The sequence below is a fragment of the Litorimonas haliclonae genome, from assembly GCF_965138505.1.
GTDB lineage: Bacteria > Pseudomonadota > Alphaproteobacteria > Caulobacterales > Maricaulaceae > Litorimonas > Litorimonas haliclonae.
The window spans coordinates 509,382-523,648 of record NZ_CBCSCO010000002.1 but is presented as its reverse complement, the minus strand read 5'-3'; the positions used below and the strand labels follow the sequence as shown (position 1 = coordinate 523,648).

Annotated in this window: 14 protein-coding genes; 10 read left to right on the top strand and 4 right to left on the bottom strand. The window is 52.3% G+C overall.

Annotation, left to right across the window (positions count from 1 at the left end):
- Positions 1-11 precede the first annotated feature (11 nt).
- A complete protein-coding gene (locus ACNA05_RS06715) occupies positions 12-1,328 on the bottom strand; it encodes a PQQ-dependent sugar dehydrogenase (RefSeq protein WP_415810650.1) in 1,317 nt (438 codons plus the stop codon).
- 153 nt (positions 1,329-1,481) lie between these two features.
- Between ACNA05_RS06715 and ACNA05_RS06710 the strand changes: the two genes are divergently transcribed.
- The 4 genes from ACNA05_RS06710 to ACNA05_RS06695 all read left to right on the top strand — a co-directional run bounded on the left by ACNA05_RS06710 (position 1,482) and on the right by ACNA05_RS06695 (position 5,091).
- Positions 1,482-2,423, top strand: a complete 942-nt coding sequence (locus tag ACNA05_RS06710; RefSeq protein WP_415810649.1) for a radical SAM protein — start codon at positions 1,482-1,484, stop codon at positions 2,421-2,423.
- 222 nt (positions 2,424-2,645) lie between these two features.
- A complete protein-coding gene (locus ACNA05_RS06705) occupies positions 2,646-3,596 on the top strand; it encodes an SDR family oxidoreductase (RefSeq protein ID WP_415810648.1) in 951 nt (316 codons plus the stop codon).
- Positions 3,597-3,613: 17 nt separating this feature from the next.
- Positions 3,614-4,147, top strand: coding sequence for a transporter substrate-binding domain-containing protein (locus ACNA05_RS06700; RefSeq protein WP_415810647.1), 534 nt, complete (start codon positions 3,614-3,616; stop codon positions 4,145-4,147).
- A complete protein-coding gene (locus ACNA05_RS06695; RefSeq protein WP_415810646.1) occupies positions 4,144-5,091 on the top strand; it encodes a cation efflux transmembrane domain-containing protein in 948 nt (315 codons plus the stop codon). Before ACNA05_RS06700 ends, ACNA05_RS06695 begins: the two co-directional genes overlap by 4 nt.
- A gap of 15 nt (positions 5,092-5,106) precedes the next feature.
- Here the strand turns inward: ACNA05_RS06695 and ACNA05_RS06690 are convergent, their stop codons facing one another.
- A complete protein-coding gene (locus tag ACNA05_RS06690) occupies positions 5,107-6,150 on the bottom strand; it encodes a 2'-deoxycytidine 5'-triphosphate deaminase (RefSeq protein WP_415810645.1) in 1,044 nt (347 codons plus the stop codon).
- Positions 6,151-6,317: 167 nt separating this feature from the next.
- On the opposite strand from ACNA05_RS06690, the gene apaG reads away from it, so the two are divergent.
- Positions 6,318-6,773 (top strand): Co2+/Mg2+ efflux protein ApaG, encoded by a 456-nt coding sequence (gene apaG / locus ACNA05_RS06685; protein ID WP_415810644.1) that lies wholly within the window; start codon positions 6,318-6,320, stop codon positions 6,771-6,773.
- A gap of 87 nt (positions 6,774-6,860) precedes the next feature.
- Here the strand turns inward: apaG and ACNA05_RS06680 are convergent, their stop codons facing one another.
- A complete protein-coding gene (locus ACNA05_RS06680; protein WP_415810643.1) occupies positions 6,861-7,850 on the bottom strand; it encodes a zinc-dependent alcohol dehydrogenase family protein in 990 nt (329 codons plus the stop codon).
- Between the two features lie 107 nt (positions 7,851-7,957).
- Positions 7,958-8,854: a DUF4437 domain-containing protein gene (locus ACNA05_RS06675; protein ID WP_415810642.1), complete on the bottom strand. Its 897-nt coding sequence runs from the start codon at positions 8,852-8,854 to the stop codon at positions 7,958-7,960.
- A gap of 103 nt (positions 8,855-8,957) precedes the next feature.
- Between ACNA05_RS06675 and ACNA05_RS06670 the strand changes: the two genes are divergently transcribed.
- The 5 genes from ACNA05_RS06670 to ACNA05_RS06650 all read left to right on the top strand — a co-directional run bounded on the left by ACNA05_RS06670 (position 8,958) and on the right by ACNA05_RS06650 (position 14,267).
- Positions 8,958-9,866, top strand: a complete 909-nt coding sequence (locus ACNA05_RS06670; protein ID WP_415810641.1) for a LysR family transcriptional regulator — start codon at positions 8,958-8,960, stop codon at positions 9,864-9,866.
- A gap of 222 nt (positions 9,867-10,088) precedes the next feature.
- Positions 10,089-11,639 carry a BCCT family transporter gene (locus ACNA05_RS06665; protein ID WP_415810640.1) on the top strand — a complete coding sequence of 517 codons (1,551 nt, stop codon included), beginning with the start codon at positions 10,089-10,091 and terminating at the stop codon, positions 11,637-11,639.
- A gap of 106 nt (positions 11,640-11,745) precedes the next feature.
- A complete protein-coding gene (gene rlmN, locus ACNA05_RS06660) occupies positions 11,746-12,918 on the top strand; it encodes a dual-specificity RNA methyltransferase RlmN (RefSeq protein WP_415810639.1) in 1,173 nt (390 codons plus the stop codon).
- A gap of 129 nt (positions 12,919-13,047) precedes the next feature.
- Positions 13,048-13,461: a DUF350 domain-containing protein gene (locus ACNA05_RS06655; protein ID WP_415810638.1), complete on the top strand. Its 414-nt coding sequence runs from the start codon at positions 13,048-13,050 to the stop codon at positions 13,459-13,461.
- Positions 13,462-13,466: 5 nt separating this feature from the next.
- Entirely contained in the window at positions 13,467-14,267 is an 801-nt protein-coding gene (locus ACNA05_RS06650; RefSeq protein WP_415810637.1) for a S1 family peptidase, read from the top strand.

Below are 14,267 nucleotides of genomic sequence, written 5' to 3'. Positions count from 1 at the left end.
ACCCCCTCATTTTATCTTTCGTTTCTTTGCACCAGACCGATATTCAGCTCTGGCGCATTCGCGTTTGTGAACTCCGGCTCGGGACGTTCTGCAGCGTTGTCGCCCTTATAGGCTATACGGTAGATAATACCGTTCTCGTCATCTGACAGATACATCGCGCCATCAGGTCCTTGGGCTAGTCCCGCTAGGCGGCCCATTTGTCCCCACCCCGTTGGACTCTCCTCATCCTGCATCAGGAAGCCGGTCACAAATGGCTTCATCCCGACGGGCGTCCCGTCCTCAAAATCCACTCTGAGGACTTCATAGCCAGAAGGCGGCATGCGATTCCAGGACCCGCGCATGGCAATAAAAGCGTCTCCCTTGTAATCGTCCGGGAGCGCGTTTTTAGCGTCGAATGCGAGCTGCATAGGCGCGGAATGCGGTGTGTGGAGCCCAATGGGTTCCTCGCTTCCCGCGGCGTAGTCAGAAAAGCTCTGATCAGGCGGTGTATCCTGCGGGTTAAAGCGCGAAAGAGCGTAAACATAAGGCCATCCATATCGATTTCCGGCGGTCAATAGATTGAACTCTTCGTGTTGTTCATTATCCCCCAACCAATCAATGCCGTGGTCAAAACCATATAGGGTGCCTAATGTCGGCTCGAACCCATAGCCAATTGTGTTTCTGAGACCAGACGCAAAAATGCGTCGATCCGTTCCGTCAGGATTTAAGGAAACTATGGCGGCGCTTTCATCATCCGTTTCCGCGCAGGCGTTACAAGTGGAGCCAATAGAGACATAGAGCCTCTCATCCGGTCCCATCACGACCATACGATTGGGATGCTGCCCGCCATCCGGAAAATCCGCGGCAATCTCCTCAAGCTCGCCGAGAGAGCCGTCTTCCAGTCGAGGCGCTCGGTAAAGCTCATTCACCGTCATCAAATAGACGGTGTCTCCGTCGATCTCTATTCCGTGCATCTGGTCTTTCTGCGCGACGACTTGCCGGGTGTCAGCCCTGCCGTCGCCGTTGGTATCTTTTAGCATCAGCACGTCACCTTGCGCCCGGCGAGTAAGGTAAAGCGAGCCGTCCTCCGCCACCTGCATCATTCGGGCGTTTTTCAAATCGCGTGCATAGACATTGATGTCGAACCCTTTCGGGAGGGCGAGCTTAGCCATCCGCTCCTCGCTCCACTTCAAGGGGACAGGTTTGAGAACATGACCTACAATTTCTACGCCTTTCCTACCTTTATCTTCATCGGCGGAAGGGTCACTACTGCCGGCGCCCGCTTGCGCGAAAGCGGCGGCGGGAAGCATGGCGGCGACGAGAGTGAGCAAGAAAGGGGAGTAACGCATTGGGTAAGTCTCCGGTAAATAGCTTTCTAATCGAACTCACCCCGCGGCCAAGGGTTCCATCAAAACTCAAGTTCAGTTTGATCCTGCCCCTACGACGAACCTCCGCAGAGTTTTCAATGTGACATGACATATTGCAGGCGTTAGACGCGACTTATGACCGCTTTGATTGATCCTGAAAAATTCAAAAACCCAGATGTGACCGCTAAGGGTGAGCGCCGCGCACGCGTCGTGTTTAACGCCCTTGAAACGCTCTGGTTCAATACGGGGTCGCTTTGTAATATTGAATGCGAGAATTGCTACATCCTCAGCAGCCCGACGGCGGATCACTTTGTCTATCTCAGCCCCGAGGACATGGCGCCCTATCTGGACGAAGTGGACGAAATTGCAGAGGGGCCAATTGAGATCGCCTTTACGGGGGGTGAGCCTTATATGAACCCTGACATTTTCCGTCTGTCGGAAATGGCGCTAGAGCGCGGGCACAGCCTCCTTATTTTGACCAATGCGATGAAACCCCTTATGCGGCCCCGGGTTCAAAAGGGCGTCATAGACTTAAATAAACGCTTCCCTGGGAAAATGACGTTGCGCGTCAGCCTCGATCATTTTTCTGAAAAAGGTCATGACGCCGAACGCGGCGCGGGGAGTTTTGCCGCGGGGGTGGCGGGGATGAACTGGCTAACTGAAAACGGCGTTGCTCTTAACATCGCCGGACGGGCTATGTTTTCCGAAGACGAAGCGACAGATCGGGCGGGCTACGGCGCTTTGATTGCGAAACAGGGCTGGGACATAGACGCGATGGATCCCGCCCAATTAATCCTGTTCCCGGAAATGGACGAAAAAGTCGACGTGCCGGAAATCACGAGCAAGTGCTGGGGCATATTAGACGTCAGTCCTAATGCCATGATGTGCTCCAGCTCTCGCATGGTGGTCAGGCGCAAGGGCGACGGCCGCGCCTGCGTTCTCGCTTGCACCCTGCTCTGGGATGACGAACAGTTCGAAACAGGGAAAACCCTCACCAAAAGCCTGGAGCCCGTCGCGCTCAATCATCCACACTGCGCCAAATTCTGCGTCCTCGGCGGCGCGAGCTGTTCGGCGTAATTGACTACCGCAAAATTGTCTTCCCCTTGTCCTTAGCGCTCCCCAAATTGTGAAGTTAAGGCTTTGAGTGGCAAGACACAGGGATATCCAGAAAACTACGTTGCGTAGGCTCGTTTAACTCGGGACAGGTTCCGCAAGTAGCGGATCAACCGACACCCACTGGAACTAATCTTTATTCACGTGTGTTAATTTAGAATAATTCCACGATAAGGATATATCCTGATGACGTCACGAAAGCGAAAAGAAATAGAAGTAGATGAAGCGCTTGATGAATCGTTCCCCGCGAGTGATCCTCCTTCTTGGACACCGGGGGAAGCAGCCGTCGACGATACTCGACCAGCGCAACATCAATCACACCAACCAGGTGATGAACATGAAATGATACCTCCCCCGGATTCCTTCATGAAGAATTACCAGGCAGCTGGGAAACTTGAGGGAAAAGTTGCTCTTATCAGCGGCGGCGACAGTGGTATTGGCCGGGCCACGGCAATTGGATTTGCCAAAGAAGGGGCAGACGTGGCTTTTATCTATTTGGACGAAGAAGAAGATGCGCGGGTTACCGTGGAACACATCGAAGCCGAGGGTCGCAAAGCTCTGGCGATAAAGGGCGACATAGCTGAAAAGCAATTTTGCAATGATGCCGTGGCGAAAACCGTAAGCGAATTAGGCAGTTTAAATATATTGGTAAATAATGCTGCCGAGCAACACGTTCAGGAAAATCTTCTGGATATAAGCGAAGATCAATTACGCCGAACATTTGACACGAATTTCTTCGGCTTATTTTTTCTATCGCAGGCCGCTTTGCCGCACCTGACGGAAGGTGATAGCATCATCAATACAGCCTCTATTGTTGCCTATCGAGGTAAAGATGTATTGATGGACTACGGCGCCACCAAAGGCGCGATAGTGGGTTTCACTCGCTCCCTCGCCTCTAATTTGACAGAAAAGAAAATCCGCGTGAACGCAGTGGCCCCAGGCCCGATTTGGACCCCTCTTATCCCAGCATCATTTAATGCAGAGCAGGTCCAGGAGTTCGGAGAGCACTCACCGATGGGCCGTGCCGGCCAACCAGACGAAGTCGCTCCAAGCTACATCTTCCTCGCCTCACAAGATGCCAGCTATATGACGGGGCAAGTGATCCATCCAAACGGCGGAACTATCATAGGCGGCTAAGTTGGTCCGGGAGCGGCATGGTGAAACCTGCGACTATTGGAACCCTCGATCTAAAAAAGTTAGCGGCAAAGGTGTCTGCCTGCATTGCGCTTTTATTTTTATCCGCTTGCGAGGATTATCCAAAGGACGTCAATGGCACTTCGGACACAATTCAAGAAAACCAATTAATTCGCGTCGGGTTAATTGAGCATGCTCCTTGGGTCGTTGACGACCAAATGGGGCCGCAAGGGATTGAGGTTGAACTCCTCAGGGAATTTTCCGCGAGCTTGGGGGCAACTCCACAATGGACCTTTCTGTCCGAGGCCGAAGCGGTGGAAAAACTTGTCCATCATGAGTTGGATATCGTCATCGGCGGGCTAACCCAAAGTAGTCCACGAAAAAAAGAGGTCGGATTTACGCGACCCTATTCCGCTGTTCAGAATCAAGAGACCGGCGGCCATGTGATGGCAATCGCTCCAGGTGAAAACCAACTCGTGACTACATTGGAAACATTTCTGAAATCGCGCAAAGATGGGTTGACCCAAAACAGTCAAAATGAGGCGCGCGAATGAAATTGGCGCCCCAATATGAATTCAGCGAGACGCAACGGGCCGCAATGCAGAAAGCCCGGCGTCTTGAATGGATTTCAATCGCTTATCTCATCAGCGTTATAATTCTAATGTATTTAGTTATGGGGGCGTCCCAAACAATGAAGACGGCGTGGATTGAAGACTGTCTTAGCTTAATCCCGCCTATTTGTTTTCTAGTTGGATCCCGGATTTGTTGGCGTCCGCCCTCAGAACATTACCCTTATGGGTTTCACCGAGTAGTTTCCGTACTGTTTCTATGTGCGGCTCTCGCTCTCCTCTGTATGGGCACATATTTACTGGTAGATGCCCTCATCAAATTGGGTGGACGCGAACACCCGACGATAGGGATGAAAGAGTTTTTCGGGAAAGACGCATGGTTGGGGTGGTGGATGATCCTCGTATTGCTCTGGGGAACTTTCCCGCCGGTAATTCTTGGCCGCGCAAAGATCAAATATGCAGAAACTTTGCACGATAAAATTTTGATTACGGACGGCAAGATGAACAAGGCGGACTGGATGACGGCCGTCGCTGCGATAGGCGGCGTTTTGGGCGTAGGTATGGGGTGGTGGTGGGCTGACGCTGGCGCGGCCGCGTTAATCTCCCTTGATATTGTCAAAGACGGGTGGAAACAAAGTAAGGATGCGGTGACTGGACTTATAAATCGGGCGCCGACCTCGTTAGATGACAACTATCTCGACCTTCATAAGCAAATTGAGACAGAACTCGAACGCATCGACTGGATAGAGCGGGCCCGCGTAAGACTTTACGAACACGGCCATCTTATTTTTGGAGATGGCGTTGTAAAAACTGCAAATACAGACCCCATACCCCCTGAAAAAATGCGCGAAGCCATGCAGATCGTTCAGGTCATGGATTGGCGGGTGCAGGACTTTTCCTTGACGGTAGATCGCCAAGAAGACATTTGAACCTAAGAAAATGCCTTAAAGAGCAAAGTGTTTGGATAAACGCAAGCCTTGGGATTGATAATGGGAGCCTTCGCCGCCGTATAGTCCGGCGGGTTTTTCGCTCAACGGTTCAAAGACCAGCTTCGCCACGGATTGCCCGTGCCGCAAAAGAAACGGCACGTCGCGTCCGCGCACTTCCAGCACAGCGCGGCTGCCCTGACCGCCGGCCTCATCGAGCCCGAAACCCGGGTCGAAAAAGCCTGCGTAATGGGCGCGGAACTCACCGATTTCCGGCGCAATCGGCGCCATTTCGGCGGCCTGATCCTGCGGGATAGACACGGCCTCTTGGCTTGCGAGAATGTAAAATTCTTCGGGGTCCAGCACGAGCTGCCCGTCCGGCGCGGTCAATGGCTCCCAGTAATCTCGAGCATTATGCCCTGCAATGTCGCGCAAATCGACGAGGCCGGAATGACGCCGCGCGCGCCAGCCGACAATCCCGCTCTCGTCTACGCCTTTCAGGTCAATGCTGACCGTTTGAGTATTAAGAACGTGCGGCTCACCAGAGCGAAAACGCAGCTGTACCAGACGGTCGCCTGGCCGTACCAATATCGGAAAAGTCCGCGGGGCCACTTCGACATAAAGCGGCCCGTGGTAACCGCTCGGCACCGCGTCAAACCGCGTCGCCCCGTCGCAAATCACGCGAGTGAATACATCTAACCGTCCGGTCGAGCTTTTCGGATTGGCCGCCGCGCTTAAGTCCTTCGGCAGAGCCAAAGCCTCTTTTAAAGGAATCAGGTAAACACAGCCCGTCTCTAAAACGGCACCGTTGGAAATATCGATAGAATGTAGGCACAGCGCGCCGAGCGTATCTTCAATCGTTTCGCCCTTGCCCGGCAAGTAACTCGCCCGCATCCGGTAAGCAGTTGTGCCAAGCTGTAAATCGAGGCTGGCGGGTTGAACCAGAGGCGGCAAATCGCCTTCCACGCCCCCCGCGCGGCCTTGTCCGGACGCGGTTTGCATGATGACTCCGTCATCTATCAGGCCCTTAATGGCCTGCTGTGGAAGAATGCCCTTTTGCATGGATTTGAGGTAGCACGCTATTCGCGTCTGACAAGAAAAGACTGTAAATTTTTGGGGGATAGTGGGTAAATCCCTTGCGAGTCGCGAAGACAGACCGCATTGTCAGGTTAGAGAGAGGCGTCACGGACCGATAAAGGCTCCGGGCGTAAAATAAGAGGAGTGGGGGTATGGCGAGAATAGATTCGGCCCTTTCGAGCAGCATCAAAGTGGACGAGACAGTGGCCTCTCCTATGTTTGAGCAACGCACTAAAGACGTCATTGTCCGCGTCGAACCTGAATTTCTTGCCGAACAATCCTCCGTCTCCGACTCCCGTTTTATCTGGGCCTATACCGTCGAAATCGACAATCAGGGCGAGAAAGACCTGCAAGTGACCGGACGGTTCTGGCAAATCGCGGATAGCCGCGGCCAAGTTCAAGAAGTCCGCGGCGCAGGCGTCGTCGGCGAACAGCCCACAATCAAATCCGGCGAAGTCTTTCGCTACACAAGCGGCGCACCGCTCACGGCCCCGTCCGGCATGATGCTCGGCACATACCGCGTCGAATCACCGGACGGCGAGAGCTACGACATAGACATCCCGGCTTTCGTCCTAGACAGCCCGCATGAGGGCCTCGGCGCAAATTAGGAGTTTGGAGGAACTCCCCCAAACCCGACCTTCGTTGAGCGGCTTTGTAGCTAATGCGCAATTCAAACAAATCCTAGTTGGTTAAAACTAGACACTAATCACCACTTTTCCCGTTGCCTGCCCACTTGTTAAGCGCTCATGAGCTTGCCCTGCTTCTTCCAATGTGAACTCGGTATCATCCAATAAAGGCTTGAGTGCGCCTGCATCTACAATTCTTGCAATGTCAGTCAAAATCTCTTTATGCGCGTCCCGTTGGAAATCATGCAACATCTGGATGAGCATAAAGACCACGTGTAAGGACAGGCCTTTAAAATGCACAGGGCTTAAGTCGAGTTCCAGCAAGGACACGGTGGTGGCAACATTGCCGTTAAGCGCAGCCGCTTCAAATGATTTTGGCAAATTTTCTCCGCCAACGGTATCAAATACAACGTCGAATCCTGACCCGCCAGTGTGCTTGGCAACATAATCCGCGACCTCATCCTTTTTATAATTAATTGCGGTTGCGCCATATCCTTCTACAATCTCGAACTCTGCATCCGCGCCGACGGTTGTATAAACTTCTGCGCCAAACTGTTTAGCGAGCTGCACGGCCAAATGACCGACACCGCCTGTACCGCCATGGACCAGCAGCTTTTTGCCTTCGTCGGCTCCCGCACGTTTTAACCCTTCATATGCCGTGATGCCGACGAGGGGCAACGCTGCCGCTTCGCGCATGGTCAGGGATTTTGGCTTATGGGCAATTAAGCGAGCATCCGCGGGCATGTATTCCGCGAGGGCCCCTTGCAAATCTGCCAGACCGCCTGCGCAACCGTAGACCTCATCCCCTGGAGAGAACTCGGTTACGTTTTCGCCAACGCTTTCAATGGTCCCTGCGAAATCCATCCCGAGAACTGCGGGCAGGTCCGGCGCAAATGGGAGTTGCTCCTGCCCCATAGCGCGGATCATGGTGTCGACAGTATTTACACTGGTCGCAGACACTTTGACGATTACGTGGCCGGGCTTAGCTTCTGGCTTGGATATATCGGCTGTTTCGAATTTTGCGGTTTCGCCGTAGTTGTTTAGAGCCATGACTTTCATGGGAGTCTCCTAATAAAATAGTGTTTGATGTTGGTGTGAGGTGTTCACGAAATGGTCAGAAAAATACGATTGAGCATTCTCCGTCTCCACTCGAGATTTGATACTTTCTATCCTTTGTGGCTGTCCGCGATAGCGTAGCGGCCCTCTGTACTTATATAGAGCGTACAGTCCTGTCCGGTTCCGCAGGAAATATGGTGGCGAATATCGCCTTCCGCGCCAAAATAGCTACCCGGTTCCAATTCACGGCTTTTGGAAGCGTCCGGGAGTTGATGATTGATTTCTCCCCTGATTACGACCGCGCGCAACCAGGCATCATTGCCTGTCAAGGTTCCGTCATAGCCAGCCGGTAACTTTAAAAACGTACCGTTCTTTTCATCATTTTCTACCGACCCCCAGAGAAAGGCCATTTTGGGAGCGGTTTCAATCTCGTCATTCGTGGGTTTATAGGCCCAGGTTACATCTGCGGCATCGAGCCAGACGATATTGCTAGCGTCCATATTTATCGGACGTTCACCATTGTCGAGAGCTTCCTCTGCGGGTTGAACTAAATATGGGCCTTCTAATATTTCCAGAAAAGCTGTTGCCCCGCTCCCATTTGCGCCTGCTGTAATATGCGATTCACCAGCGGGCTGTGTCCAATAGGAGCCAGCTCCCATCCACATTTCCTCTGCATTCGGGTCATCATTGTGAACGGCTCCTTCAATGACAACAGCTCTATAAGTGATGTTATGAATGTGCGGAGGCGATGAGAAACCGTCTGCGAATTTGAGAAGCACGCCGCTCGGGACATTTCTTTTTATATCACCCCAAAGAACCCCTGCCTGAGGGGCCGCGTCGCCGCGGGCGGGGTTTAACGGCACAAAGGTGAGATCCGACCCGAGAACAACTTCTGCTGCTGGACTGATGTCCTGTGCCGAGACTGCAGCGCTTCCCAAAAGTGTTGCGAGAAGCCCTAATAGTGTTGTTGTGCTTGCAATTGTTGAAAATGTTGAACGGTTAGCCATTCGATAAGCCTCTTAAAGTATTCGATTATCCAGATTTATCACTTTTGTTTTTTAAATAAAGTCGGCATAATATAGTTCAGTATTCGTGAAATGGATATAATATATGGATACAGATGCCTTGCGCCTGTTCGTGATTGCAGCGGACAGACTTAATATCAGCGCCGCCGGGCGAATGCTTGGTATGGCCCCCGCCGTTGCCAGCAACAAGCTCGCGAAATTGGAGACTGCTTTGGGGGCGGATTTATTACACCGCACTACCCGAAAAGTGTCCCTGTCTATTGAAGGGCAAGATTTTCTCCCCTTCGCCCAAGAGATCATTGCGCAAGAAGATGCAGCTTTCGCGGCTCTGGGAAAAGGAGAAACCGAACCTAGCGGAAAATTACGCTTTGCCGCCTCCAGTACTTTTGCACAAAGCTTTATCATTCCCTTATTGCCGGATTTTTTGGCGCGTTATCCGCTCATCAAGCTCGACCTACGATTATCCGATACGGCACTCGACCTCATCGACGGCAGCTTTGACCTTGCTCTCAGGGCCATGGCTCTAGAAGATAGTAGTTTGAAAGCCCGCAAACTCACAGATGATACTCGCATACTCTGTGCGTCCCCCGGCTACCTCGCCCAAAACGGAACACCCAACTCACCCGAGGAGCTAGAAGGACACAGGTTCATCGCCTTTAATTTGGGCCAGCGGGTGATTACCGGCCCTAAAGGCAAAGTAGCGACACTCGACCCTGATGATCACAATTGCCGTTTAATTTTGGATGACGGATTAAGTCTCAAACTGGCAACTATCGCGGGGGGTGGTATATCCGTGAGCTCGATCTGGAATATTTGGAAAGAACTTGAGTCAGGTACACTCGTCCATATCTTGCCCGAATATACAATAGATGACGAAACGGGTCTTTGGCTAGTTTATCCTAAGTCAAATGTAATATCGCCAAAGGTCAGAGCGCTCATTGACTTCCTGATTGAACATATAGGGAAACAACCGCCGTGGCAGCGAATCGAATAGAACTGTATACGTCGTATTCCTCAGACGTTATGGACGACGCCGTTCGGGAGCATGCAGAAAACCAGCAGGCCTATTTGGACTGCTTCCTGCGATTTTCTGATGACTGACCGCAAGGCGAAATTAAATCGGCCCTTGTCGCCTCTGTAAATAAATGCGTAGCTTCTAGGTAGGGTCTGGCCTTGATTTTCGGACCCAAGACCGCGCCGCAATGTGGGTATAGGAATGAGAGAGACGTCAATTCGCCGAACTGTTTTCTGGGCGCCGCTGAGCCTGTTCGTTCTGCTTGTTATAACCAGCCTGATTAGTCCGGATGCGTTTCTGACGGTCGCGACGCGTCTCAATGACTGGATCTTGGATATATTCTCCAATGGGTTCACTATTGCCGCCTTTGCCTTTGTTCTGACCTGCCTCTGGGCGGCGCTTTCACCTCTTGGGAAAGTCAAGATTGGCGGAAAAAACGCGACTCCTTTATTATCGCGGTGGAATTGGATGGCAATTACGCTGACGACGACGATTGCGATTGGTATTTTATTCTGGGCAACAGCCGAGCCGATCTATCATCTTTATAATCCGGGCGGTTTGCCGATTGAGCCGAATTCGCCGGAAGCCGCCGAGTTTTCGATGGTGTCGCTCTATATGCATTGGTCGTTTACACCTTACGCTATTTATACGGTGCCGAGCCTGACCTTTGCGATTTGCTATTATAACCTCAAAACGCCGTTTTCGCTGTCCGCCCCCATTGCGGCTTTGATAGGACGCCCCGCCCCAAAAATAGGGGCCGATGCAATTGATTGCCTGGCTTTATTGGCGCTTTTATTCGGACTATCCGCCAGTCTGGGCGCGGGAATTCTGACCATTTCGGGCGGCATAGACCGCCTCACCTCTTTGGTAAGCGGCCCCGTTTTGACGGGCTGTGTCGCCTTGGCGATTGTCGGCGCTTTTTTCCTGTCCTCCGCCAGCGGTCTTCACAAAGGCATTCGGGTTCTATCCGACATCAATACGAGAATGTTTCTGGCTCTGATGGTCTTCGCGCTGATTGCCGGCCCCACTTGGGAAATTTTAAGCCTCGGGGGGAGATCATTTGTGGAGTATATCAAAGAATTCGTCCCGCGCTCCCTCACCCTCGCGCCTTTTGATAATGACCCTTGGCTAAAAAGTTGGACCGTATTTAATTTCGCAAACTGGATGGCTTGGGCGCCTCTGGCCGCTTTGTTTCTAGGAAAGATTTCACGCGGTTACACGGTCAGAGAATATATTCTGGTCAATCTCGTCCTGCCGGCTTTATTCTCTGTCATTTGGATGACAATCTTTGGCGGATTGGCCCTCAATATAGAACTCGGTTCCCCCAACCTCCTTAACAACATATTAGAAAGACTTGGCCCGGAGCGCATTTTATATGGCGTCCTGGATTACCTTCCCTTTGCCACCGCTTTGGCGGGTTTCGTTGTCGTTATCTCCTTTCTGTCTTATGTCACCGCAGCGGATTCCAGCCTTGATGTGATCTCTAACCTGACGACAAAAGACGACGCGGTCAGCGACAGACCTGCTCAAGCTGAAAAACGCGCAAAACCCCGGAAAACAGATTTAGCGCTTAAACTTATTTGGGCTCTCGTGGTTGGATTTGCGGCTTGGATTATGACGACTTTATCGGGCATTGAAGGCGTGAAAATGCTCTCTAATCTTGGCGGGCTTCCGGCCCTTTTTATTCTCATTATGTTTAACGTTACGCTACTTATTTTAGGCACTGTGAAATTAAAGGATGTAAAAATTTGAATGTGATGTCGCATCCTTACAAACGCCTGTTTTTCAGGCGCGTCATTCGGAGGGTATATGCCCTTTTCGGTTTTCCCTCACCCTGAAAGCGTTTAAAGCCCCTTTTATGAGCACAACTTTACTCCAGAATGCCGAACCCGGCCTGACACAGACGCCGCCCGCGCCTGCGCGCCCGTCCCTTGTGGGCTTGGGACGTAAAGAAATTGCCGCCCATCTGGAGGAACTTGGAATTGAGCCGAAGAAAATCCGGATGCGGACCAAGCAGATCTTTCACTGGATTTATAATTACGGCGTCACCGAGTGGGATCAGATGACCAATATCGCCAAGCCCTTGCGGGCGAAATTGGCGGAACATTTTACTCTCGACCGGCCGGAAATCGTCGAGCGCCTGATCTCCAAAGACGGAACGCGCAAATACCTTATCCGCATGGCGCCAGGTATTGAAGTCGAGAGCGTGTTCATTCCTGATGTGTCAAAAACTGGCGCGCTTTGCGTCTCCAGCCAGGTTGGCTGTACGCTGACCTGCAAATTCTGCCACACGGGTACGCAGCGTCTGGTCCGAAATCTCACGCCGCGCGAAATTGTCTTGCAGGTGATTATCGCGCGCGACGATCTCGGCGAATGGCCGACCACGCAGGAAAATCGCCGCCTGACCAATATCGTCTTTATGGGAATGGGCGAGCCGCTTTATAATACGGATGCGGTCGGGGATTCCCTCGACGTCATTTGCGATCCCGAAGGATTAGGCATTGGCCGCCGCCGCATCACCGTTTCGACCTCCGGCGTTGTCCCCGATATTGGCCCGATGGGCGAGCGTACCTCTGCCATGCTGGCTATTTCTCTTCATGCCGCGAATGACGACCTGCGCTCTCAAATTATGCCGATTAACAAGAAATATCCGCTCGCCGAGCTGATGCAGGCGTGCCGTGACTATCCGGGCCTGTCCAATTCCAAGCGCATCACCTTTGAATATGTTATGCTCAAAGGCGTCAATGACAGCCCGAAACATGCCAAGGAATTGATTAAATTACTTCGGGGCATTCCGGCCAAAGTGAATCTCATCCCGTTCAACCCTTGGCCCGGGTCGGATTATGAATGCTCTGATTGGGACACGATTGAAACCTTCGCCGATATGGTCAACCGCGCCGGCTATGCCAGCCCGATACGTACGCCGCGCGGGCGTGATATCTTCGCCGCTTGCGGTCAGCTGAAATCGGAATCAGAGAAAAAGCGCGCCAGTCAAATCCGCGCCGAGAACAAATCCGCAGAAACCGCTTAAAACTCTCCAAACTAAATTAAATCCACGTCACTCTTTCAGGTTTGACTTGCGTTATCAGTCACATTTAGGCCATGTTTCCAGTGTCGAAACGGGGCTCGATAAGGGGGAAACTTTAGGAAGGGTATCCGCATGCGTCCTGCACTCGACAGTCTCGCCAATGGGCTGCCATATTTGATATTTTATCTTTTGGTCGTGACTGCCATTTTCATTATTGGCCTTGTCATTTACACCAAGCTTACGCCGCATAAGGAATTAGAGCTCGTCCAACAGGGCAATATGGCTGCCTCCATCCATTTCAGCTCGCTTATCCTAAGCCTCACCATCCCGCTCGCCGCTTGTCTGATTAAGCGGTTCAGCCTGTTTGATGTCGCCATTTGGGGCACGACAAGCATGTTTTTACAATTATTTCTCTTCCGGCTTACCGACGCTATTTTTAAGGGGATGCCGCAGCGTATTACGAATAACGAATCCGCACCGGCGCTGGTTCTTGCCTCGTTTAAACTTGCCGGGTCCATCCTTCTCGCCTTCGCCATCGCAGGTTAGGGACTATGTTCCGGCATATACCGGATTGGCTGTTTTACGGCGTCGTTCTGGCGTCCATTTATATCGGCGCCCTTCTAGTTAATAAAAATGTTGAGGCTCCGCCCCCTCCTTCTGAACTTGGGCCTCTCCTCCCGAGCGAGAGCCCTCGGGATGAACAGGTCCTGACCCAAATTGACATCCCCCGCTCCGGAACAGGTACCGCCTTTGCCATTGATGATGACGGCAGCTGGCTCACCGCCCGTCATGTTGTAGATGGATGTACTGAAGTCGCCCTCAAAGTCGGCCGTAACCGCGTTATTCCCGCCAAAGCTGAAGTCTATCTCAAGCACGATTTAGCAAAGCTGACGACGAAATGGTCCCGCCCGCCTCTGCCGCATGATGTTAATTCTCAGCGGCGGGTCGGAGAGTCAGGATTTTTCATTGGCTTCCCGCAAGGACGTCCCGGGGAAGTCGTCGGAAACCTTATCTCGCGCAGCCGAATGTTAGTTAGGGGCAGGTATAGTTCTGATGAGTCTGTTTTGGCATGGGCTGAAATCGGCCGGACAAACGGCTTGAGGGGGCCTCTGAGTGGGCTCTCCGGCGCGCCAGTTCTTGATAGAGACGGTGAAATTATCGGGGTCGTCTCTGCCGAGAATCCCCGTCGAGGCCGGATTTACACGGTTGCGCCGCGAGCGCTTCTCCCCTTTTTTAGCGACCCATCGGGCGAAGCTGAACCTCTGAATACGGAAAGTTATGGCTTACAGGCCGACCAATTAAGGCGCGCCCGCCGCATCGCCCAAGTGTTTTGTCTGGTTGAACAGCCCTAA

Excerpts from the sequence above, each read along its gene's own strand:
- ACNA05_RS06710 (WP_415810649.1), top strand. The coding sequence starts at position 1,482 with ATGACCGCTTTGATTGATCCTGAAAAATTCAAAAACCCAGATGTGACC.
- ACNA05_RS06675 (WP_415810642.1), bottom strand. The coding sequence starts at position 8,854 with ATGGCTAACCGTTCAACATTTTCAACAATTGCAAGCACAACAACACTA.
- ACNA05_RS06665 (WP_415810640.1), top strand. The coding sequence starts at position 10,089 with ATGAGAGAGACGTCAATTCGCCGAACTGTTTTCTGGGCGCCGCTGAGC.
- apaG (WP_415810644.1), top strand. The coding sequence starts at position 6,318 with ATGGCGAGAATAGATTCGGCCCTTTCGAGCAGCATCAAAGTGGACGAG.
- ACNA05_RS06695 (WP_415810646.1), top strand. The coding sequence starts at position 4,144 with ATGAAATTGGCGCCCCAATATGAATTCAGCGAGACGCAACGGGCCGCA.
- ACNA05_RS06680 (WP_415810643.1), bottom strand. The coding sequence starts at position 7,850 with ATGAAAGTCATGGCTCTAAACAACTACGGCGAAACCGCAAAATTCGAA.
- ACNA05_RS06700 (WP_415810647.1), top strand. The coding sequence starts at position 3,614 with ATGGTGAAACCTGCGACTATTGGAACCCTCGATCTAAAAAAGTTAGCG.
- ACNA05_RS06715 (WP_415810650.1), bottom strand. The coding sequence starts at position 1,328 with ATGCGTTACTCCCCTTTCTTGCTCACTCTCGTCGCCGCCATGCTTCCC.
- ACNA05_RS06705 (WP_415810648.1), top strand. The coding sequence starts at position 2,646 with ATGACGTCACGAAAGCGAAAAGAAATAGAAGTAGATGAAGCGCTTGAT.
- ACNA05_RS06670 (WP_415810641.1), top strand. The coding sequence starts at position 8,958 with ATGGATACAGATGCCTTGCGCCTGTTCGTGATTGCAGCGGACAGACTT.
- ACNA05_RS06655 (WP_415810638.1), top strand. The coding sequence starts at position 13,048 with ATGCGTCCTGCACTCGACAGTCTCGCCAATGGGCTGCCATATTTGATA.
- ACNA05_RS06690 (WP_415810645.1), bottom strand. The coding sequence starts at position 6,150 with ATGCAAAAGGGCATTCTTCCACAGCAGGCCATTAAGGGCCTGATAGAT.
- rlmN (WP_415810639.1), top strand. The coding sequence starts at position 11,746 with ATGAGCACAACTTTACTCCAGAATGCCGAACCCGGCCTGACACAGACG.
- ACNA05_RS06650 (WP_415810637.1), top strand. The coding sequence starts at position 13,467 with ATGTTCCGGCATATACCGGATTGGCTGTTTTACGGCGTCGTTCTGGCG.